The 21,270-nt window shown below is 40.1% G+C and carries 19 protein-coding genes and 1 pseudogene; 11 read left to right on the top strand and 9 right to left on the bottom strand.

Annotation, left to right across the window (positions count from 1 at the left end; all coding sequences use genetic code 11):
* The first annotated feature begins 466 nt into the window (after window positions 1-466).
* Complete coding sequence (locus JOD18_RS13720) at window positions 467-1,282, top strand: putative RNA methyltransferase (RefSeq protein WP_204669617.1); 816 nt, start codon at window positions 467-469, stop codon at window positions 1,280-1,282.
* 61 nt (window positions 1,283-1,343) lie between these two features.
* Here the strand turns inward: JOD18_RS13720 and JOD18_RS13725 are convergent, their stop codons facing one another.
* Complete coding sequence (locus tag JOD18_RS13725; RefSeq protein WP_204669618.1) at window positions 1,344-2,912, bottom strand: Vga family ABC-F type ribosomal protection protein; 1,569 nt, start codon at window positions 2,910-2,912, stop codon at window positions 1,344-1,346.
* Between the two features lie 725 nt (window positions 2,913-3,637).
* Here JOD18_RS13725 and JOD18_RS13730 point away from each other — a divergent pair.
* A pseudogene (locus JOD18_RS13730) lies at window positions 3,638-4,620 on the top strand (RNA-guided endonuclease InsQ/TnpB family protein); the annotation flags it as partial.
* A 3-nt stretch (window positions 4,621-4,623) separates the two neighbouring features.
* On the opposite strand, the gene JOD18_RS13735 reads toward JOD18_RS13730, so the two are convergent.
* Together JOD18_RS13735 and JOD18_RS13740 are read right to left on the bottom strand one after the other, a co-directional pair.
* On the bottom strand, window positions 4,624-5,439 hold the full coding sequence (locus tag JOD18_RS13735) for a ZIP family metal transporter (RefSeq protein ID WP_204669619.1): 816 nt from the start codon (window positions 5,437-5,439) through the stop codon (window positions 4,624-4,626).
* Between the two features lie 104 nt (window positions 5,440-5,543).
* Window positions 5,544-6,170, bottom strand: coding sequence for a helix-turn-helix transcriptional regulator (locus JOD18_RS13740; RefSeq protein WP_204669620.1), 627 nt, complete (start codon window positions 6,168-6,170; stop codon window positions 5,544-5,546).
* Between the two features lie 112 nt (window positions 6,171-6,282).
* Between JOD18_RS13740 and JOD18_RS13745 the strand changes: the two genes are divergently transcribed.
* From JOD18_RS13745 to yfkAB, 3 genes are all read left to right on the top strand, one after another.
* Window positions 6,283-6,900 carry a superoxide dismutase gene (locus JOD18_RS13745; RefSeq protein WP_204669621.1) on the top strand — a complete coding sequence of 206 codons (618 nt, stop codon included), beginning with the start codon at window positions 6,283-6,285 and terminating at the stop codon, window positions 6,898-6,900.
* A gap of 156 nt (window positions 6,901-7,056) precedes the next feature.
* The gene (locus JOD18_RS13750) at window positions 7,057-7,293 is read left to right on the top strand and encodes a 4Fe-4S binding protein (protein ID WP_204669740.1); all 237 of its coding nucleotides are present in this window, start codon (window positions 7,057-7,059) and stop codon (window positions 7,291-7,293) included.
* A 622-nt stretch (window positions 7,294-7,915) separates the two neighbouring features.
* Complete coding sequence (gene yfkAB, locus JOD18_RS13755; RefSeq protein WP_204669622.1) at window positions 7,916-9,049, top strand: radical SAM/CxCxxxxC motif protein YfkAB; 1,134 nt, start codon at window positions 7,916-7,918, stop codon at window positions 9,047-9,049.
* A gap of 214 nt (window positions 9,050-9,263) precedes the next feature.
* Here the strand turns inward: yfkAB and JOD18_RS13760 are convergent, their stop codons facing one another.
* On the bottom strand, window positions 9,264-9,722 hold the full coding sequence (locus JOD18_RS13760; protein WP_204669623.1) for a DUF4825 domain-containing protein: 459 nt from the start codon (window positions 9,720-9,722) through the stop codon (window positions 9,264-9,266).
* Between the two features lie 258 nt (window positions 9,723-9,980).
* Between JOD18_RS13760 and desA the strand changes: the two genes are divergently transcribed.
* The 4 genes from desA (at window position 9,981) to JOD18_RS13780 (ending at window position 14,488) form a co-directional block, all read left to right on the top strand.
* Window positions 9,981-11,033: a Delta(5) desaturase DesA gene (gene desA / locus JOD18_RS13765; RefSeq protein ID WP_204669624.1), complete on the top strand. Its 1,053-nt coding sequence runs from the start codon at window positions 9,981-9,983 to the stop codon at window positions 11,031-11,033.
* A 199-nt stretch (window positions 11,034-11,232) separates the two neighbouring features.
* Window positions 11,233-12,357, top strand: a complete 1,125-nt coding sequence (locus JOD18_RS13770; protein WP_204669625.1) for a histidine kinase — start codon at window positions 11,233-11,235, stop codon at window positions 12,355-12,357.
* Between the two features lie 2 nt (window positions 12,358-12,359).
* Window positions 12,360-12,959, top strand: coding sequence for a response regulator transcription factor (locus JOD18_RS13775; RefSeq protein ID WP_204669626.1), 600 nt, complete (start codon window positions 12,360-12,362; stop codon window positions 12,957-12,959).
* Between the two features lie 98 nt (window positions 12,960-13,057).
* Window positions 13,058-14,488 carry an MDR family MFS transporter gene (locus JOD18_RS13780; protein WP_204669627.1) on the top strand — a complete coding sequence of 477 codons (1,431 nt, stop codon included), beginning with the start codon at window positions 13,058-13,060 and terminating at the stop codon, window positions 14,486-14,488.
* Between the two features lie 26 nt (window positions 14,489-14,514).
* Here the strand turns inward: JOD18_RS13780 and JOD18_RS13785 are convergent, their stop codons facing one another.
* The gene (locus JOD18_RS13785; RefSeq protein WP_204669628.1) at window positions 14,515-15,339 is read right to left on the bottom strand and encodes an MBL fold metallo-hydrolase; all 825 of its coding nucleotides are present in this window, start codon (window positions 15,337-15,339) and stop codon (window positions 14,515-14,517) included.
* A gap of 271 nt (window positions 15,340-15,610) precedes the next feature.
* Between JOD18_RS13785 and JOD18_RS13790 the strand changes: the two genes are divergently transcribed.
* Window positions 15,611-16,213 (top strand): YpjP family protein, encoded by a 603-nt coding sequence (locus tag JOD18_RS13790; RefSeq protein ID WP_204669629.1) that lies wholly within the window; start codon window positions 15,611-15,613, stop codon window positions 16,211-16,213.
* A 50-nt stretch (window positions 16,214-16,263) separates the two neighbouring features.
* On the opposite strand, the gene JOD18_RS24295 is transcribed toward JOD18_RS13790, so the two are convergent.
* Together JOD18_RS24295 and JOD18_RS13800 are read right to left on the bottom strand one after the other, a co-directional pair.
* Entirely contained in the window at window positions 16,264-16,479 is a 216-nt protein-coding gene (locus JOD18_RS24295) for an IS3 family transposase (protein ID WP_204669630.1), read from the bottom strand.
* A gap of 3 nt (window positions 16,480-16,482) precedes the next feature.
* Window positions 16,483-17,046 carry a helix-turn-helix domain-containing protein gene (locus JOD18_RS13800; RefSeq protein WP_204669631.1) on the bottom strand — a complete coding sequence of 188 codons (564 nt, stop codon included), beginning with the start codon at window positions 17,044-17,046 and terminating at the stop codon, window positions 16,483-16,485.
* Between the two features lie 630 nt (window positions 17,047-17,676).
* On the opposite strand from JOD18_RS13800, the gene metA reads away from it, so the two are divergent.
* Complete coding sequence (gene metA / locus JOD18_RS13805; RefSeq protein WP_204669632.1) at window positions 17,677-18,582, top strand: homoserine O-acetyltransferase MetA; 906 nt, start codon at window positions 17,677-17,679, stop codon at window positions 18,580-18,582.
* 219 nt (window positions 18,583-18,801) lie between these two features.
* On the opposite strand, the gene JOD18_RS13810 is transcribed toward metA, so the two are convergent.
* Together JOD18_RS13810 and JOD18_RS13815 are read right to left on the bottom strand one after the other, a co-directional pair.
* Entirely contained in the window at window positions 18,802-20,109 is a 1,308-nt protein-coding gene (locus JOD18_RS13810; protein WP_204669633.1) for a hemolysin family protein, read from the bottom strand.
* A 444-nt stretch (window positions 20,110-20,553) separates the two neighbouring features.
* Window positions 20,554-21,183, bottom strand: coding sequence for a DedA family protein (locus JOD18_RS13815; RefSeq protein ID WP_204669634.1), 630 nt, complete (start codon window positions 21,181-21,183; stop codon window positions 20,554-20,556).
* Window positions 21,184-21,270 lie beyond the last annotated feature (87 nt).

Raw genomic sequence — 21,270 nt, forward strand, 5'->3', positions numbered from 1 at the left:
TTGGTGGATGATTGATTAAACTTGGTTAAGTATTTCAATCGTAGCATAGTCAATGGGACTTTTTGTGTACGAATTAATTATTTCATACACCAGAAAGTATATCATTTTTCATGCGTTCATTCTTATTCAAGAATAGCCATGTCCAGTTCCAAGCGCCAAACTTTAGAGATGTCACGCCATCGACTCCTTTCGTCGCCGTGTTTCCTTTATCTCCGTTGTGAAGCTCCAATCTCTACGTTTTTAAAAGGGCGCTTTGCGTTTTCGTTCAACAGATGTTGCACTTGTACTCTTGAGTGAAAGCTGCTTCTCATTGCGGACATCCACCTTTGCTAAAAGGTATAGGAACAAATGCTTTGCTTGTTTTTTATGGGGCGTGAAATGTATATTGTAGGATTGAAGATAGAATAAAGGTGTGGATTCTGATAGGATATAAATACTAGCCAATCGATGTAGGAGCGATGGTTTGATGAACAAAAAGCAAAAGACAGCGCAATTATTAGCACGATATAAACAATTATTCTATTGTCCGATTTGTCAGGAGTCTGTTCATGTGATAGAGGCCACAGTGACTTGTGCGAATGGTCATCTATTTGATATTGCCAAAAAGGGCTATGTTAATTTCTATGGAAAACCTTCACCAGCAGATTATGATAAGCATTTGTTTGAGGCAAGGTATCAGGTGATTCAAAGTGGTATGTACGCTCCATTACATGATAAGCTGGGAAGTTTGCTGCAAGGTACACATTTATTAGATATTGGCTGTGGAGAAGGCTCGCACCTTGCGCAAATCACTGCACGGAGGCAGCAACAAACAATCGGGATTGGCTTTGATATTAGTAAAGCCGGTATTACTACCGCTGCCAAATATCATCCCGGACATATTTGGGCAGTGGCAGATCTCGCGGATAGTCCATTCCAAACCAAGAAATTCGATGTATTGCTCAATATCCTTTCACCAGCTAATTATCAAGAATTTGAACGTTTGCTTGCTCCGAATGGCCTCGTGTTAAAGGTCATTCCGCGTGCTAACTATTTACGAGAAATTCGTGAACAAGTGTTAACAATAGAGAAGGTCTCGTATGATAATACGGATACTATCGCTCATTTTAAGGAAAGGTTTCCCGAGACGGAATCTTACTCTATGCAATATCAATGGGAGATACCGGAGAAATTGGCAGATACCTTATGGCAGATGACACCACTGACATGGGGTAAGGAAAGGCATTGCAGACTTTCTTCAGTCACAGTCGATTTAGAGGTATTAATAGGAAAAAGCCGATAATTTGATCGGCTTTTCCGCTAATCATCAGAATAAGAATCATTTTTCTGCTACCAGTCTCGTTTTATTCTTGTAATTGTCTTTTTTTCTTGAGCAAGCGTTGAAATTCTTCCTCTAACTCTTTATTTGGTTCCAAACTTAATTTTCCTAACACTTCCGTAATTTTCGTTTCAATTAATAATAAGTCTTCTTGTTCTGCAGATGGCTCGCTTGGCTGTTGTTGATGTTCCAGATAGTTTTGGTAGCTTCCGGCAAAGAAATGAAGTTGGTTATCTTTAATCTCCAATGTAGCCGTGGCGATTTTCTCAACAAAACGGCGGTCGTGAGAAACGAAAATAAGAGTTCCTTCATATTCAATCAACAGCTTCTCCAACGCCTCCATTGCCTCGATGTCTAGGAAGTTAGTTGGCTCATCAAGGATTAGCGTATTGCTGTTACTGAGAAGGATTTTGGCTAAGCTGACTTTGACTCTTTCTCCCCCGCTGAGGACGGCTATTTTCTTATGGACTTGTTCCCCATAGAAGTGAAGACGTGCCAATACTGTGCGGACGAGTGTTTCATCTTGGAGAGTATCTTCTTGTACATTTTCTAAAATGGAACGCTTCGTATCCAGTAAAGCTAGGTTTTGTTGGAAATAACCAATTTGGCAGGCAGATGACACCGTTATTCCATCCTTACGATCTAATAGATAGTGAAGTAATGTCGTCTTGCCGCTGCCATTCTCTCCAATAATAGCTAACTTAGTGCCTGCTTTGACTTGGAAGGAGCTTGGCTTCCACAGCTGTTTATTGCCCGCATATCCTGATAAGTTCTCGACTTGGATAATGGTGCGCCCGGATAGTTTCTCCTGTTGCGGCAGTATCATTTTTAACGGTTTTTCTTCATATGGTTTCTCTACTTTTTCCAGCTTGTCTAATCTTGTTTCTAAGGCCTTCGCCGTTTTTTGCATCTTTTTCTGTTTTTTCGCAAAGTAAGGTTTGGCACCAATAATACTGGCTTCAGAGTTGCTGACCCTAGATGGTTTTTTGGTAGCGCGTTGGGCACGTTCTGTCTTTTGGATGATAGCTTGTTCTAACTGCTGTTTCTTCTCTTGATATTTTTCGTGCTCTGTCTGCTGTGCTTGGCGTTTCAGGTCTTTCTGTTCCTGATAGCTTTGATAGTTGCCGCTATATTCATGCAGTTCTCCTTGATCAATTTCCCATATCTTATTACAGACACGGTCGAGAAAGGCGCGATCATGCGATACCACAACAAAAGCACCTTGCCAGTGTAAAAATTTTTTCTCTACCCATTCAATATGCTCTTTATCCAAATGTGTGGTTGGCTCATCGGCAAATAACAGTTCTGCTCGAGTAGCAAATGCTTGCTGGATATGCTGCTGTGTGATTTCCCCTCCGCTCTTGGCAGCGATTTGTTCTTTTAATTGATGGATGAAATCGATCGATGTGTAGCTGATAATTTCTCCTTCTTCTGGTTTTTTTTCATTTGCTAACACATTCAACAAGGTGGTCTTCCCGGTTCCATTTTTGCCAATCAAACCAATGTGATCTCCTGCATGTATTTCTAATTGCTCTACTTCAACTAATGTTCGGTCTGCCACCGAAACGGTTAAGTCATGTGCGCTTAATAACATCGAATCCCTCCTATTAGTGCGTGTTCAAAAAGTTCGGTGAAAAGGACCGTCATCGGTTAATTTCGCAACATCGTGTTGCAACACCGATATTAGCGTCGTGTGCGTCGAAAGTTCAAGGCGTCGTCGGAGGGTATGCTTTTCATACGTGAGTAGCGGAAGTGCTGACTTCTGCGTAACCCACTCGGTGTGGGTGATCCTAGTAGAATCCCCCCTACCGCCAACTCCGACATTCACCGTGTCATTTTTATCGGACTTTTAGAACATCTTCTATTCATGGAGGAGGCATAGAAAAAAGCCTCCCATTCTATGCTGCAGAATAGGAGGCTGCTACCTTAACGAATAAAAGGGTAAGCAAGACAACCATCGCTGATTGTCCAGCGCTGCGCCGGTCATGAAGATCCAATCCTATTCTGCATATAGTCATAAAGACAGACTGCTCCCTTAGAGTATGTCAATTTGCTTTATGAACGTTATATGGCGAAAAAATAGGATTATAACTTCATTGCTCCAGCGTCACCCTTTCTCATGTATTATCTTTAGTTTAGCCAATATATAAGGTAAAAGTCAATCTTTTTTTAAACGAATTCCGAAAGAAGTCTCCCATCCTCAAGGAATGTAACGAGCGATAGTCCAATGAGTAGATGGGAGAGGAATGTCGGTTGACGGTAGCCAACATGCCTTGCATATGATATGCTAAGAACATACATTCGCTAAGGGGTGATAGGATGAAGCAATACAAAGCCTTTCAATTCCGGTTGCTGCCAACCAAAGAACAGACCGTATTATTAGCTAAAACATTTGGTAGTGTCCGATTCGTTTATAACAAAATGTTAGTAGAACGCAAGGAAACTTATGCGGAGTTCAAAGACGACAAAGCCACACTGAAAAAACAAAAATTTCCGACTCCAGCTACATATAAAGAGGCATTTCCCTTTCTGAAGGAAGTGGATGCCTTGGCTTTGGCAAACGCACAAAGGAACCTGCAGAAGGCTTATAAGAATTTCTATGAACATCGTGCGTCATTTCCGCGCTTCAAAAGCTGTAAACATAAACAGTCTTATACCACCAATCAAGTCAATGGAAACATTGCGTGTGTTGAAAGGCGGTCATATCCAATTCCCCAAACTAAAATTAGTAAAAATCACCCAGCATTGAGAAATCCCTGCGGATTATCGTTTGAAATCTTGTACCATTTCTAAAACAAAGTCAGGTAGATATTATATTTCCATTTTGACAGAATACGAGAAGGGAAATCAAAGCCGTACCTATAGAGAAAGTGGTGGGTCTGGATTTCGCTATGGATGGTCTATATGTGGAAAGTGAACAGGGTAAGAAAGCCAATTATCCACGTTTCTATCGACAAGCATTAGAGCAATTAGCGAAAGAGCAACGAATCCTGTCCCGCAAAAGGAAAGGTTCTGCCCGCCGGGAAAAACAACGGGTGAAAGTAGCCAAACTACAAGAAAAGACAGCAACCAGCGGAAGAACTTTCTTCACCACCAATCAAGAGAACTAGCTTCCACCTTTGATGCTGTCGTTATGGAAGATTTGCACATGAAAGGAATGTCTCAAGCCCTTCGCTTGGGCAAAAGCGTGCATGATAACGGATGGGGCATGTTCACTGCTTTCTTATCGTACAAGCTGAAAGAACAAGGGAAACAATTGGTGAAAATTGATAAATATGTTTCCTTCCACTAAAACATGGAGTAGTTCACCCTAGGGCAACATCTAAGATCATCATCACGGCAAAGCCAATCATCAAACTCATGGCAGCAAGGTCTTTGTTGCCTTTCTCTTGTGAACTTGGTATCACCTCTTCCGCTACGACGAAAATCATAGCTCCTGCAGCAAAACTTAGTGCATAAGGCAGTAATGGCTGAATATGTGCAACAGCCAAGGCGCCAATCACTGCGGCTATTGGTTCAACCATCCCGGAGAATTGTCCATAGAAGAAACTTCTTCTTCGTGACATTCCATCACCGCGAAGCGGCATTGCTACAGCTACCCCTTCAGGAAAATTCTGTATCCCGATTCCGATTGCAAGTGTGATAGCTCCAGCAAGGGCAGCTTCTGAACTGTGGGTTGCTAATGCACCAAACGCGATGCCGACGGCCATACCTTCAGGAATATTGTGGATGGTGATAGCCAGGACTAACAGGGTACTTCTTTTGCGTTTGCTGGCAGCCACTCCTTCAGCTTTAGAGACCTTGGTATTGGGATGTAAGTGCGGTAACAGTTTATCGATACCCCATAAAAAGATACCACCGAGCAGAAAACCAACAGTGGCTGGAAACCAATTTCCGATTGCATTATCTGCTGAAGCTTCAATAGCCGGACCTAATAATGACCAATAACTGGCGGCGATCATCACTCCACCGGCAAATCCTAACATACTGTCTAACAATTTCTGATTCATAGTTTTGGTAGCAAATACCAATGTAGCTCCTAAGGCAGTCATACCCCAAGTGAACAACGTTGCAACTAGTGCCTGCATAACAGGGGATAAGCCCTGAAAAAACTCAATCATGATTATTGACCCTTCTTTTCTACATATTCATTTTTTATTTAAGGTACCATGTTTCAAAACAGATGACAAATAGAAGAGCCATGGAACAGGCTTTGTTGCCTAATTTAAAACTGAACATGGAAACGGCAATGATTATTTCCCTCGGTTTTACATTGTACTCGTTCTACTTGCTGGGTATCAAGCACTTGTTTAAACATACTGGTTTCACATTGGCAGGCTGTATGATAGGTAGAAGCCACGGCAAAAATCGGGCAATTATACTCAATAATTTCAAAGTGATTATCTTCGTGTTCGACTAGTTCTGCCATATAGCCTTTGTTGTTTTGAATATCAACCATCTTGCGTATCTTTTCATTAGCAGAAGGGGAGGTGACCAGTTTTTTGTATGCATGAACTTGACGCTCTTCCCGCTTATGAAAAAGCTGCTTGATTGCCTCTTCTCCATGCAGGTCTTCGATATCTTTTAGAAATTCAACACTGATTGATTCATAATTATTAGGAAATAATCTATCCCCTTTAGCAGTCAGACGGTATTTTTGCCTTGGCCGACCGACACTAACCTTTTCAGCCTCACTGCGGATTAGTCCATCTTTTTCTAAGGTGGCAAGATGTTTTCTAATTGCCATATGGGTGATTTGCAGATGGTCTATTAACTCATTCACAGATAAGGTTACCTCTTTTTTTAAGAGTTCCAGAATCTTATCTTTGGTTGTTGGAAGGTGATGTTGCATAGCGAGTCCTCCTAAACAATTAATCAGAAAAAACATTTGAAATTTTCTTATTTTTAGTATACCATATAATTATACTTTTTATACTATAATATATAAAAATGGAGGAATTACAATGGCACACTTTACTTTACCAGCTTTACCTTATGCAACAAATGCATTGGAACCAAAGATTGACAAGCAAACAATGGAAATTCATCATGGCAAACACCACCAAACTTATGTGGATAAATTAAACGCTGCATTAGAAGGCCATGATGACATTGCCAGCAAAGGTTTAGAGGCTATTCTAAAAGATTTAAACAGTGTACCAGAAGATATCCGCACTGCTGTCAGAAATAATGGAGGTGGTCACTTTAACCACACGTTATTCTGGGAAGTGATTGCACCAGGTTCAGATGCAGATCAGCCAACAGGTGATTTAGCGAAGGCAATTGATGAGGCTTTTGGCAGTTTTGAACAGTTTAAAGAAGCATTTACAAATGCAGCAACCACAAGATTTGGTTCCGGATGGGCTTGGCTTGTAGTAAACGCGGCTGGTAAATTGGAAGTAACCAGTACACCTAACCAAGATAACCCGATTTCAGAAGGCAAGACCGCTATCCTTGGTATTGATGTATGGGAGCATGCCTATTACTTAAATTATCAAAACCGCCGTCCAGATTATATTGCTAGTTTTTATGATGTAATCAACTGGGAAGTAGTTGCAGAGAAATACCAAGCGGCTGTATAATAGGAGATATAGTAAGAGAGTGGGAGGATATCATGCTTCCCGCTTCTTTTTCTTGGATTAAATGGTTTGTTGGAAAACCATTGGAATAAAGAAAAGTCTTCGCCAAGTAGACTTGGCGATCTGTAAAATAGATGAATAAAAAAGGAGGTGGAGATGGTGGCGTTCGTAATTACCGCCCCTTGTGAGACAGAAAAGGCAGGGGAGTGTGCAACCGTCTGTCCGGTTGATTGTATTGAGGAAGGCAGTGATCACTTCTATATTGACCCTGATATTTGTATTGACTGCGGGGCGTGTGTAGCTGTTTGTCCGGTAGACGCAATTGTAGAAGAATATGAATTAACTCCAGAGCAAGAGCCTTATCTGGAAAAGGCCGAGGCTTATTTTAGCAAATAGATGTAAGGGGCTGTTGCAAAATGTACATGTTGCATTTTGTGGCAGTTTTTTTGTATGTTGGATGTTCCTTTTGATTATTGCTAGTGATGGAAAAGTGTCTTTACAGAAGACATTCTTTTTTCAATTTTCTAAGTCGGCTTCAACAGAGAGAATCATAGCATGAAAAGAATAGCCTTAGCATCTGGTTTAAAAGATTGCTCCTTGGGGCTTGAAAAGATAAGATACCCCGGCATCTTAGTAAAAGACAACTTCTTGGGGCTTAAACAGCTAAGTAGACCCCAACATCTTAGCAAAAGCCAGCTCCTTAAAGCTTAAACAGCTAAGATGATAATCTCAGCATTTGATCAAAGCCCACATCTTAGGGTTTGAAACGATCGAGTAGCTATAGGTGTCAACAGAAATAGATATCTTGACGGCACCCCTTTTCAACTATTTGAAAAGAATAAATCATGCACTTAAGAAGAGACTGTCGCACCATGTAGCTCCCATTGTGCAACAGTCTCTTTTTGTATAAATTATAGAAATTTTCTTATGATTGTACCCTTTCACTAAATGTTAAGGCAGACGAACGGGAAGTTTGATACAATAAAGAGGATAGTTTAGCAGAAAGGAAGTTTTTCTTATGGTATTGGCTCATCAAACGAAGCCATTGATCACACCGTCATTTGATCCATGGGAAGCCTATATGGATGTGGAGGAATATGGGGAAATGACGCTGACAAATATTGAGTTTACTACCACTCATTTGTGTAATATGCGCTGTGCCCATTGCGCTGTCGGCTATACACTTCGAGATAAAGATCCGGATGCTTTGCCATTTTCTTTACTGCAGCAGCGTTTGGACGAAATCCCTCACTTGCGTACATTGAGTATTACTGGCGGGGAACCGATGATGTCGAAGAAGTCGGTGCGTGAATATGTGGTGCCATTGCTGCGCTATGCTCATGAACGTGGGGTGCGCACGCAAATAAATTCCAATCTTACCTTGCCATACAGCCGTTATGAGGAAATTATTCCTTATTTAGATGTTCTGCATATTTCTCATAATTGGGGAACACCAGAAGAATTTGCTGAAACGGGATTTGCCAATATGGAACGCAAACCAACCGAGGAAAATCGCCAAAAGTACTTTGAGCGGATGATTGATAATTCGCAAAGGTTGTCTGCAGCTGGTGTGATGGTCGCTGCAGAGACGATGTTGAACAAACGAACCTTTCCATACTTAGAATCGATTCATGATCAGGTGATAGAAATGGGCTGTGCCCGTCACGAGATACATCCTATGTATCCAGTCGATTTTGCCAGTACGATGCAGACGCTGAGTTTAACGGAAATGCAAGTGGGGATTGAACGTTTGTTGAATCATCGTGATCCAACAGTGTGGATGCTATTTGGCACCTTGCCATTTTATCCATGTAGTCAAAATGAGCAAGAATTAGCCTTACAACAAAGGCTTTTTCAAGAAAGAAATGTTACCGTTCGAAATGATCCAGATGGACGCTCCCGTTTGAATGTGAATATTTTCTCTGGGGAAGTAATTGTGACAGATTTTGGTGATGACGAAGGACCAGCTTTAGGCAATATTCAGGATACACCACTAGAGGATTCCTACCGTCGCTGGATGGCATCAAAAACCGCTCAATCATTAAATTGCCATTGTCCAGCTGCTAAATGCCTTGGTCCAAATATTCTTGTGAAGAACACCTACTATCAAGGGGTAGACTTTACGAAGCGTTCCGCTAATATTTCGCGATAAATAAAGAGCTCAGCCTGTTTTTTTAGGGCTGAGCTTTCTATTTATAAGCATTTCTATTGACTGCTTGAAGTTGGTTCATTGTATAGGTTTTCATCGAGGCTATCGATTCTGATTGGAATTGCCGCATGGGTATGTTCCAGAATGCTCAAGAGAAAATAATGGAACAGGGGGCCTTCCATGTGAATCAAGACTGCTGATTAATGAAAGGTGTTCTTTATGATAGTAGGTTTGTGATGACCTCTTGTTGGTGAGTTTCTATTAATGATTGGGTCTCTTCCATCTTACGTAAGTCACCTAATTTTACATGATATAGCTTTTCTAAATCAGTTTTTGTTAAGGTATAGGATTGACCGCCAAAAGTAAAGGTGGCTGTCTCCGCGTTGTTTATTAAAGCAAATAGAAATGTAGCATGGTGGACTGCCATTTCTTGTTCTGCTGCAATGGACGCTAAAGGCTGATAATACAATGTAATACCATAAGGTTCTGCTTTTGTTTGCAGTTCCATCGAGTCAAAGTACTCTGCATTCGGCAGTTTGTTGATTATGCTGACGACCTCGCTATTATCGCCTAGATACATACCTTGCTGTTTAAAGATGTCCGCTTTCGATTCGGTAGCCTGACAGCTGCTAAGTAGTAGGATAGCTACTCCTATGATGAAGAGCAGTTTTTTCATAACATCCCTCCGTTGGTCATCAAATATTTTACCATCAGTTTAGCATAGGTGTTAATTTAAGATCAAACAGCTGGGGCATTTCAATTATTGCGGTGTTTGAGTATGACATAGAGGGAGCAGGACACCACTGATAGAAAAGTCTCCTCTAAAAAATATGACAAATGTCATATAAAATACCTGACAACTGTGTCTAAAAAAAGTGTATCTCTTTTTTTATAATAGAAGCTATAGCAAGCTTTTTTGAAAGTAGGGATACACATGAGTAAACAAAAGCAAGCACAACTTAGAAAAGACGTTATGCCTTATGCAAAATCTAAAACAAAGACAAGTATGATTCAATTATTCAATACGATCCCGCCATTTTTTCTCTTATGGTTTGTGGCTTATCAGAGTTTAGCTGTTTCCATTTGGTTAAGTCTATTATGCAGTATATTCGCAGCGGGCTTCTTGGTTCGGACATTTATTATCTTCCATGACTGTGCCCATCAATCCTTTTTTAAAAACACAAAATTAAATCGGATACTGGGGACTATTACAGGTATACTCACTCATTTCCCGTTTGAAAAGTGGAAAAGAGAACATGCTATTCATCATGCGACAAGTGGTAACCTTGATCATCGCGGTACGGGTGATATTTGGATTATGACAGTGGCTGAGTATGAGAAGGCAACCAAATGGGAAAGGTTGCAATATCGTTTATATCGCAATCCGTTTATTATGTTTGGTTTAGGGCCGTTCTCGCTATTGTTATACAGCAACCGTATTAATCGTAAAGATGCCCGGAAAAAGGAGCGCTGGAATACCTATATCATTAATCTCTCTTTAATAGCTATCTATAGCCTGATCGCCATTACATTAGGGTGGCAAGCCATTGTATTGGTGCAGCTGCCGATTGTTTATATAGCAGCAGCGCTTGGAATTTGGTTATTCTATGTACAACATCAATTTGAGGATTCTTATTTTGAAAATGAATCAGAATGGGATTATGTCAAGGCTGCGGTAGATGGCAGTTCCTATTATAAATTGCCCAAATGGTTAGAATGGATGACAGGAAGTATTGGCTATCACCATGTACACCACTTGGCACCGAAAGTTCCAAACTATCATCTGGAACAAGCACATAAGCAAACACCGCCATTACAAAAGGCGACAACGATTACCTTGAAGACTAGCTTGGAATCACTTAAGTTCCGCTTGTATGATGAAGAACGGAAAACATTTATTGGTTTTCGCGAAATGAAACAGCGTATCCAGAAGAAGCAAGATCGAAAGGTCACGCCAGTAAAGCGAACTTCGACGATTCGGTCATAAATGATGGAGCTAACCCCCTATTGTGAGATGCTATCTAACAATAGGGGGCACTTCATGTTCAGGACTTTTTTTCTGATGTAAGTGTTTAATCATGGACTCTGCCATTTCGATAAGCCTCAGCGGGCAGGAAGTGTTTTTCTTATCCAAGAAAAGTCATATTTGGTACAATAGCATCAAGCTGGAGAGAGGAGGATGTGCGGTGCGGCATTGGTATCATATTTTTCCTAAAAACACGGGGTTAAGTTTATATATTTGGATTATTTTTTGTGTGCTGCCATTTTATTTTATTTTTCGATCGACTTCTATTTGGGAAATTAGTGTCGGTGTGGCGATCACATTGCTTTTCTTCGCAATATATTGGTTTACCTTTAACTCTCACGGGCCGCTCGTCTACATAGGATTAAGCCTTGAATTTATCATTCATATTATCATGACCATGCTCTACGGCTATGTCTATTTTGCTTTATTCACTGCTTTCTTTATTGGGAATATTCGCAGCAAGGCAGGATTTATTACGATGTATGTTATTCATCTGGTGGTAATGGTAGGAGCCATTACGGCAGGGTTTTTCTTGAATTATACCATGTTCTTGAATCAGCTCCCTTTCTTGATTGTGATGGTGCTAGGGGTCATTTTAATACCTATTAATCGTTATAACCGTTTAAAGCAAGAAGAATTAGAAGAACAATTAGAAGATGCGAATCGAAAAATTGCCGAGCTGGCTATAATCGAAGAACGTCACCGGATTGCACGTGATTTGCATGATACATTAGGGCAGAAGCTATCGATGATCGGTTTAAAGAGTGAACTGGCTGCTAAATTAATTGAAAAAGATCATATATCAGCAAAAAAGGAACTGCAGGATGTACAGGGTGCAGCAAGGAACGCACTGAAAGAAGTACGGGAAATGGTATCCAATATGAAAAATATCCGCCTGACAGAAGAACTTGCCCATGTTGAACAGTTATTGGACGCAGCACAAATCAAACATAAGATCATAGCAAGGGTGGATTATCCATCTATACCGACATTAATTGAAAATGTCCTAAGCATGTGCTTGAAAGAAGCTGTAACAAACGTGGTTAAGCACAGCCAAGCGAAACACTGTACGATTAAGCTGGTTGAAACCAAAAAAGACATCAAGCTGCAAGTCGCAGACGATGGCATAGGAAACCTCAGTGAAAAGGAATTTGGTAATGGTCTGTATGGGATGAGAGAACGTCTGAGCTTTATAAATGGCGCATTGCTCATTGATAAGCAGTCTGGCGGATTTAAAGTAGATATCGCCGTACCAAAGGTGATCAGGCAAATGGAGGAGGTTTAATCTTGATTCGAATCGTGATAGCGGAAGATCAACAGTTATTGTTGGGAGCATTAGGAGCCCTCCTGGATTTAGAAGAGGACATGACAGTGGTGGGCAAGGCTGGTAATGGAGAAGAATTGTTAGCGTTAGTTAAACAAGAACAACCTGATATTTGTTTACTCGATATTGAAATGCCGGTAATGACCGGCTTAGAGGCAGCAGAACATTTGAAAGATAATTCTTGTAAAGTAATTATTTTAACGACTTTTGCAAGACCTGGTTACTTTGAACGAGCCAGAAAGGCAGAAGTGGGTGGTTACTTATTAAAAGACAGCCCAAGTGAAGACTTGGCTCAATCGATTCGGCAAATTATGAAAGGGAAGCGAATGTATTCTCCTGAATTAATTGACCTTGCCTTTGCAGAGGAAAATCCGTTAACAAAGCGGGAAAAAGAGGTATTGCAGCTGCTTATCGAGGGAAAGACCACTAAAGCGATTGCCAAGGAACTATTTTTATCAAATGGAACGGTGCGGAATTACATATCTGTCATACTAGACAAGTTAGAAGTAGATAATCGCTTGGAGGCTGTAGCAAAAGCTCAGGAGAAAGGCTGGTTAAAATAGTATCCGGTTTTCGGTTGCTATTTTTTGCTTTTTTATAGAAAAGGACATACAATATTCTTCGTGACTAGAAATAAATTGATGAGAATGGGAGTGAGTACATGTCTGTGTCTGTAGAAAAAAGAGGAACAATTGTGGCATTGTTATTAGCTGGTGCTTTTATTGCCATCCTTAATCAAACACTGATGATTACAGCTATTCCGCCTATAATGGACGAGATGGGAATTACTCCTAACTCTGCACAATGGCTGACTACTATCTTCATGATGGTAAATGGAATTATGATACCAATCAGTGCCTTTTTGATTGATCGTTTCACCACAAGACAATTATTTATTACGGCAATGAGTATCTTCGCTGTGGGGACTTTGGTTGCTGCTGTAGCGCCGAATTTTGGGTTTTTATTAGCTGGACGCGTGATTCAATCAGCAGGCGCAGGTGTGATGCTGCCGTTAATGCAAACTGTCTTTTTATTGATCTTTCCAGTGAACAAACGAGGAAGTGTAATGGGGCTTGTAGGGTTGGTTATCTCCTTTGCACCGGCAATTGGGCCTTCCTTATCCGGATGGGTAACAGAGCATTATTCATGGCGTGCTCTCTTCTACATTATCTTGCCAATTGCCATTATTGATATTATTATCGCTTATTTTGTGATGAAAAATGTAACAGAGGTTTCTAAGCCGAAATTAGACGTATTATCTATTATTCTATCTTCGTTTGGTTTTGGTGGTTTATTGTACGGTTTCTCCAGTGCTGGTAATTACGGCTGGACATCTCCGATTACGATTATTGTCTTGTTAGTTGGTTTTGTTTCACTAGCTTGGTTTATTTGGAGACAATTTAAGTTAAAGCATCCAATGTTGGAATTCCGTGTGTTTACTTATTCTATTTTTCCGTTTACCGTGATTCTTGGGATGATTTCATTTATGGGGTTGATTGCCGTAGAAACTATCATACCGTTATATATGCAGGATTCCAGAGAGTTTAGTGCCGTACAGTCTGGGCTGGTGATTTTGCCAGGTGCTTTGATTACGGGAATTATGTCTCCAATTACGGGGCGGATTTTTGATAAGATTGGAGCCAGATGGCTGGCAATTATCGGCTTCTCCATTATGACAATAGGTTCGTTCCTTTACACAGTTCTCGATGATACAACCTCAATGACCTATTTGACACTCGTGTTTGCCTTACGGATGCTAGGTGTTTCCATGGTAATGATGCCGGTCGCAACAGCTGGATTAAATCAGCTGCCGAAACGATTAATTGCCCATGGTGCAGCTATGGATAATACATTGCGTAATGTGGCAGCTTCGGTTGGAACAGCCATCTTAGTTACTGTGATGACACAAACAGAATCCATTGCAGAAAATGCAGGCAGGGATTTCCCAGGTATAGTTGGTGCTAATACAGCTTTCTTGGTTTTATCGATTATTACCTTAATCGGCTTAGTGCTGTCTTTCTTTGTGAAGAATAGCCGTCCATCTGAAATAGATAAAGAGATTGTTCATAAAGAAGAATATGATCGAAGTTAAAACTTGGTGGTGCGCCACCAAGTTTTTTAATGCCTTTTATGCTTTGGAATGGCCTGTTGATCAAAATTTTCAGCTAAGTGCTGAAGTTCTGCTTGCATGAATTCTCCTTCCATTGGCAGACCATGGCCAGCGATAATGGTTTCTGGCTGTAATTGAGCGAGGCGCTTCACAGATTCTCCGGCTTGATACCAATCCTCTGTGAAATAGGCAGGGGGTCCATAGACATGTTGAAAAGGAAAGAATATCGATAACGAAGATTCTGCTTTTTCGGTAGCCAGTGCATCACCGGCAATTAATAGTTTATCTTTTTCCCTATAAAGACTGATATGACCTTTTGTATGACCTGGTGTTTCAATATAGCGCCATTCTTTCAAAAAAGGGATGCTGCCGTCATCGGGTAAGGCGTGTACCAGTTTGTTTAAATGCTCTGGTTTGATCGGAAAAAAGATCGAGGCCATTGCCACACCGCCGCCTACTGTTGGGTCCCCAGGAGGATATGAAGCCTCGCCGGTAGCATAAGGAAGCTCATTCTGATGCATATAAACGGGTACATCCCAGTATTTAGCCAAGGCTTTAGCGGAGCCGATATGATCAAAATGCCCATGTGTCAGTACGATGGCCAGTGGAGGTTTGTTACCATACCGCTCTTCGCATGCATGCAGAATCCGATTTTTATATTTCTTTAGTCCGGTATCCACCAGTACCCAGTCTTTATCTGGGGATCCGATCATAATGACATTGGCAAAGAGTGTCCGATAATAGGCAACATCGGGACATATTTCTTCTGCCACCGCATGGTCAAAATCATAACCATTCTCCTCGATATCTTTTTGTATTGTTTCCTTGTCCATTTGAAATAACTCCTTCCATGTTATGCGGCTTCTATACAAACATACTGTTCCTTAGTGTGGCTTAGAAGTTGATTATCTATACTAATACTAGTAAAACTTTTCTAATCACTGTTCACGTATGAAGTCTTATACGCGTCCTTTTTATCGGACTTTTTGCATATCTCCTCTAGGTAAAATTAAGTAAATTTTGTGTAATGCGGGAATTGGTATAGACAATAGGCGGAAACATGATAAAATTTTATATAAGGACATAAAAAGGAGTACGGTCGGGATGAAGAAGTGGATGAAGAAATTTACCGTTGTATTGGTAACAATCTTGACATTAGGTTTATATGTTCCGCCGATTTATATTGACGCAGATGTCGATAAAGGAACGATGGAGCCTAATGAAGATCGGGCAAAACCGGTTGACAGCCAGACGAAAGAGGATTCGATTTCTCAGGAAGATCTGGTTTTGGAAGAAGATTCGAATCAGCTTTATTTGCAAGCGCTCACGCAATCTGCAAAAGAAAGAGTACAGCTGAAACTAGGTGATAAAATTGGTAATCAGGTAAAGGCAGAGGTAGAACAAATCATTTTACCGAACCTTGATCAAGTCTTAGATGCCATTTACGAAGAGCATGGGGAAGAGGCCAGCCAATACCTAATGATTGCTGAAGCTCCTGCAGGAGGATATGGAGAACGTATCTTCAATCTGTATAATGCCCAAGCAAAAGAGAATGTAGCGAAATTCCATGTGAATCGTTTGAAGAAACCACAAGACGGTCATTATTTTCAATTCCACTATCATCTGAAAGACGACCAGTTTGAAGAACATTTTCCGATCGGAGAAATTTACTGGGGCAAAGACACCCCGCCGAAATGGATGTCATAACCACAAAAGGCACCTTTTATGGTGCTTACCCCTATAAATTAAAGGTTTTATTATGCAGCTGATTGGCTGGATTGAGTTCGGTATTCGACTGGACTTAATCCAGCCAATTTTCCTTTTGATCGTTCATGGTTGTACCAGTAGATATATTCTTCAATCCTTATCTTTAATTCTTTATAGCTTACTAATTCTTCCCCATAATACATTTCTTGCTTTAAACACTTGGTAGCGGTATGTTGCTTCTGGAATACCAACGACTTGAAGAACATCTTTTAATCGAAATCCTTCTTCTTTGAGTTCGAATGCCACCTTTGCTTGTGCTTTTCGTGGAAGGCATTTGGATTCTCCCGAAAAGCTCTCAACTTTTTTAGGTACGCATTTTCTAGTCGCAATAATTCATTCTCGCGTTCTAATTCCTCTTCGCGTGTTAACTTCTTTTCTTCTTTTTTCGTTTGTTTACTGGTTTTTTTAGACATAGAAGGTCTCCCCTTTGATCTAGGTTTCAGGCCTTCTATCCCTTGTTCTTTAAATATTTTCATCCAGCCGTTAATTAATGCAGGATTGTTCAATTTAAATTGAACAGCAGTTTTCTGATAAGAAGCACCTGTCTCTGACATAAATTGTATCGTATCTAATTTAAATTGAACAGAGTATGCTTCCTTCCTTTTTCTTCGCTTTATTCCATTCATCCCTTGTGATTTATAGGCTCTTACCCAATCTTGTAATGGTGTTTTGGAGGGTATATTGTATTTTTTTGCCAATAATTTATATCCAAGATTTCCATACAAATACTCGGTAACAAGCTTTATTTTAAATTCCTCACTATATTTTGCCATAAAAACACCCCCAAAAGTTAGTTTTCTACTCTAACTTTTGGGGGTCGGTACCTATCGAGGTGTCTTTTTTAAAAGATCAGCAAGTATATTCAATGCCAGCTATTATTAGTTATTTCAGAAATATCCTCCGCAAAAGGTATGGAGAGCAAAGCAACCGCTACCGGCTGACCATTTCGCTTTTCGACGTACAGGACGTACTAGTGCAGACGAGGCGATTGTCGTCGCGATGTTAGTCTGCCGAGGGGCATGCTCTTCAGCTAACTTTTGGCAAGAAGAGCACTTCGCAAAAGTGTTCTTCTTTTTCAAGTTAGCTGAAGCCATGACAGGCGGCATAGAAAACATTGTGAAAGTGTCTTTTGCTTGAACAGATGTTGCGCTTGTACTCTTGAGTGAAAGCGACTTCTCGCAGCGGAGATCTATCTTCTAATTCTATGGAATAATAAACTTCAGACATTATTCTTTATTTTTAGTAGGGAAATCGTTATAATGATACTTACCTATATTTTTTCGCTAACGATTTTGATTGCGTTTTGAACCGTATTATCTGCCTGTCTCATAGTGTAAGTAAAGAAATGAGATGGGGGTATAGAAAGTTTAGATGAATGATGATGAAAAAAGGAGCTATTCAACATGCCTATTAAAGTGCCGGATTTACTACCAGCAAAGAGTAAACTACAAGAAGAGAATATATTTGTGATGGACGAGACCCGTGCATTCAATCAGGATATTCGGCCGCTGAAAATTTTGATCTTAAATTTGATGCCTTTGAAGCAGCAAACAGAGACACATTTGCTGCGGTTGCTAGGGAATAGCCCGTTACAACTGGAAGTAGGCTTATTACACACCAGTACACATCAATCGAAGAATACTTCTCCGGAACATTTAAAACAATTCTATAAATCCATCGATGATGTTAAAACCAACCGTTATGACGGTTTAATTATTACTGGTGCCCCGATTGAGCTGTTACCATATGAAGAAGTGAATTACTGGGAAGAGTTAACTGAAATTATGGAATGGAGTAAAAAGAACGTCACTTCCACCTTGCATATTTGTTGGGGGGCCATGGCAGGACTCTATTATCATTTTGGGATTGATAAATATATTATGCCGCATAAATTGTCAGGTGTTTTTACACACACGGTGAATGATTCGAAGGAAAAGTTGGTCAGTGGTTTTGATGACGAATTTTTGATACCACATTCAAGGAATGCGGACATCCGCAAAGAGGACGTTGAGAAAGAGCCAGAACTTAAGATACTAAGTGAATCCGAACGTGCGGGCGTTTATTTGATTGCTTCTAAAGATGGACGGCAAATATTTACGACAGGACATCCAGAATATGACGCCTTTACATTAAAGAGAGAGTATGATCGTGATCAGGCAGCAGGATTGGATCCGGAAGTACCAGAAAACTACTTTCCTCATGATGATCCAACACAAACACCTAAATTACGCTGGCGCACGAATTCCAATATGTTAATTTCGAATTGGTTAAACTATTATGTTTATCAAGAAACCCCGTACGAATTATAAAACCTCGCTTAAGCGAGGTTTTTTAGGTTAAGGCAGAAAGTATACCCAACACCAATCAGGATTAGCTATTCCAGAAATATCCTCCATAGCAGGGAAGAACAAGGCAATTGCAGCAGATACACTTCTTTGTTTAACTTATCAATAAAACGCATGATGCCAGGTTAGAAGACCCTGATTTCATGCGTTTTGTATGTTAGTGATCTAGCATTAATCGAAAGGTTACTTTAAAACTTCCAGACTAACAACTAAGATTTGGTGATTTTCCATTTCTTTTACAGTCCATTTGTGATTGGCGTCACTAAATATCTCGTCCCCTTCTTCAATTGCAGACTTTTGATATTGTAACCAGCCGCCAATTGTATCAATATCATCGTGATTTTCAAACGTCGTATTGAATAGATCTTCTAGGTCCGTTAATAGATATCGGCCATTAAAATCATATAGGAACTCGTTAATTTGCTCCATATCGGGACGTTCATTATCATCGAATTCGTCACGGATATCTCCAACAATCTCTTCCAGGATATCTTCTAATGTTAATAATCCAGCGGTTCCACCATATTCATCAATAACTAATGCAATATGAACATGATCCAGCTGCATTTGTACTAATGCCTCTTGAAGAGATGTCTGCTCATTGATCAGTACAATATCATGTAATATATCTTCTAATTGAAAAGGCTGTGCCTTAGCAATATGAGTAAGCATTTCTTTAACATTAATAAAGCCGATAATATGATCTTTATCATTATCTTTTGTTACTGGGAATCGAGTGAACTGGAAATTATCAGTAGTGGATAATAGATCTTCCGTTGTCATGGATACATCTAATGTTTCCATTTGGATTCGTGGAATCATGATATCCTTTGCGACCCTTTCGTCAAAGGTAAAGATATTCTCCATATAGGAAAGCTCAGTTTCATTAATCTCACCACTATGATAACTCTGTGTCATGATAATCTTTAATTCTTCTTCTGAATGCGCTTGTTCATGGCTGGCAGGTTGTACACCAAACATACGCAATAACACACGCGCAGAGCCGTTTAACGCCCAAATAGCAGGGAACATGATTTTTCCAAACCAAAAGAGCGGGCGAGCCAAAATAAGTGTCATTCGTTCAGCGTATTGGATCGCAAGAGTCTTTGGAGCTAACTCCCCAACAACTACGTGTAAGAATGTTACCAGCGCAAATGCTAGTACAAAGCTAATCACAGTGGAAAGGGAACTAGGTATGTTTAAACTGTCAAAAAGAGGATGTAAGATTCGCTCTACGGTTGGTTCCCCTAACCAACCGAGTCCTAATGCTGTAACCGTGATGCCGAGCTGACAGGCGGATAAATAATAATCCAGATCTGTTACCAGCTTCTTTACAATTTCTGCTGTTTTATTACCTTCTGCAATAAGCTGGTCTATCCTCGACATTCTGACTTTCACTACAGCAAACTCTGATCCTACGAAAATTGCTGTCAAACCAATTAACAACGCTACAAGAAAAAGATTAAGTATCAACAATATACTATCGTCCATTAATTTCCCTTTTTAAAGGGAATTCACCTCCATGAATAATGTAATAAAGTTAGTGGTATATCTTGCTTCAAATTTTGTTAAGAAATGCTCATCTTCACTCATCCTTTACGATATTATGTAAGAAAAACTATATAGCAAAATAAAAAGGTATGCAAATTAAATCTACCATAAAACTCATTTTTTTTCATCTTTCATTAAACGTTTACAATTTTTTTTATCAGGAGTGAGAAACAGCGAGTTTTTTTCTGCAAAAACGATTTAGGTACGTGTTCAAAAAATGGTGTGAGCCTCATGAGATGCTTACGAATGAATCCCATGAGGAGGGCGGCTAAGGATAGCAATGTCTTGTTGATTTTGAATATCTCCTTTAACCAAGGTGTCTGCTATACCGGCTGACAGTGGACACCTCAGGTTTTATCTGCTTCCTGGCATAAAAGTCTCTACTTATTTACCGCCTCGTGTCTGTTTTTTTCTAATTCTCCGTTTGTAAAAAAGATAAGCTAGGATAATGGCTCCGATGAGTAGTAAGAAATAGATAATATAAGAATAGGTATCTATCCAATCGACAATTTGTCTCCAATTTTCTCCTAACATCACCCCAGCTGTGATCAAAAGAATATTCCAAATCAAAGTACCAATGGTGGTAAAGAATACAAATAAGGTGAAATTCATTTTAGCCATTCCCGCCGGTATCGAAATTAGGCTTCGTATCAATGGAACCATTCGGCAAAATAGAATCGTCCAATACCCGTATTTGTTAAACCATTCATCTGCTTTATGAATATCGTGCTTAGAAATGCGCAGGATATGTCCCCATTTTTCGATAATCCTCTCCAACCTTGCTGTGTTAAGATATAAGCCGATACCATAAAGGACAACGGCACCTATCAATGATCCAGTGGTGGCAACCGTGACGACACCCAAGACAGTTAAACTGGAATAGGTGGTCATAAACCCACTAAACGGCAGTACAATTTCGGAAGGAATAGGTGGGAAAATATTCTCTACCGCCATCATCAGTAATATACCCCAATAGCCAAACTCTTCCATAATTCTGGTGATAAATGCTTGCATAAGTTCCTCCTGTATAATGAAATGTTCGTAGTTAGCTTAGTTATGATTGGTGATCCTTATTTCTTTTATATCGATAGGGAATTAGAT

It is taken from the genome of Gracilibacillus alcaliphilus, assembly GCF_016909015.1.
GTDB classification, from domain to species: domain Bacteria; phylum Bacillota; class Bacilli; order Bacillales; family Amphibacillaceae; genus Gracilibacillus; species Gracilibacillus alcaliphilus.

Excerpts from the sequence above, each read along its gene's own strand:
- JOD18_RS13720 (WP_204669617.1), top strand. The coding sequence starts at position 467 with ATGAACAAAAAGCAAAAGACAGCGCAATTATTAGCACGATATAAACAA.
- JOD18_RS13725 (WP_204669618.1), bottom strand. The coding sequence starts at position 2,912 with ATGTTATTAAGCGCACATGACTTAACCGTTTCGGTGGCAGACCGAACA.
- JOD18_RS13735 (WP_204669619.1), bottom strand. The coding sequence starts at position 5,439 with ATGATTGAGTTTTTTCAGGGCTTATCCCCTGTTATGCAGGCACTAGTT.
- JOD18_RS13740 (WP_204669620.1), bottom strand. The coding sequence starts at position 6,170 with ATGCAACATCACCTTCCAACAACCAAAGATAAGATTCTGGAACTCTTA.
- JOD18_RS13745 (WP_204669621.1), top strand. The coding sequence starts at position 6,283 with ATGGCACACTTTACTTTACCAGCTTTACCTTATGCAACAAATGCATTG.
- yfkAB (WP_204669622.1), top strand. The coding sequence starts at position 7,916 with ATGGTATTGGCTCATCAAACGAAGCCATTGATCACACCGTCATTTGAT.
- JOD18_RS13760 (WP_204669623.1), bottom strand. The coding sequence starts at position 9,722 with ATGAAAAAACTGCTCTTCATCATAGGAGTAGCTATCCTACTACTTAGC.
- desA (WP_204669624.1), top strand. The coding sequence starts at position 9,981 with ATGAGTAAACAAAAGCAAGCACAACTTAGAAAAGACGTTATGCCTTAT.
- JOD18_RS13780 (WP_204669627.1), top strand. The coding sequence starts at position 13,058 with ATGTCTGTGTCTGTAGAAAAAAGAGGAACAATTGTGGCATTGTTATTA.
- JOD18_RS13785 (WP_204669628.1), bottom strand. The coding sequence starts at position 15,339 with ATGGACAAGGAAACAATACAAAAAGATATCGAGGAGAATGGTTATGAT.
- JOD18_RS13790 (WP_204669629.1), top strand. The coding sequence starts at position 15,611 with ATGAAGAAGTGGATGAAGAAATTTACCGTTGTATTGGTAACAATCTTG.
- JOD18_RS24295 (WP_204669630.1), bottom strand. The coding sequence starts at position 16,479 with ATGTTCTTCAAGTCGTTGGTATTCCAGAAGCAACATACCGCTACCAAG.
- JOD18_RS13800 (WP_204669631.1), bottom strand. The coding sequence starts at position 17,046 with ATGGCAAAATATAGTGAGGAATTTAAAATAAAGCTTGTTACCGAGTAT.
- metA (WP_204669632.1), top strand. The coding sequence starts at position 17,677 with ATGCCTATTAAAGTGCCGGATTTACTACCAGCAAAGAGTAAACTACAA.
- JOD18_RS13810 (WP_204669633.1), bottom strand. The coding sequence starts at position 20,109 with ATGGACGATAGTATATTGTTGATACTTAATCTTTTTCTTGTAGCGTTG.
- JOD18_RS13815 (WP_204669634.1), bottom strand. The coding sequence starts at position 21,183 with ATGCAAGCATTTATCACCAGAATTATGGAAGAGTTTGGCTATTGGGGT.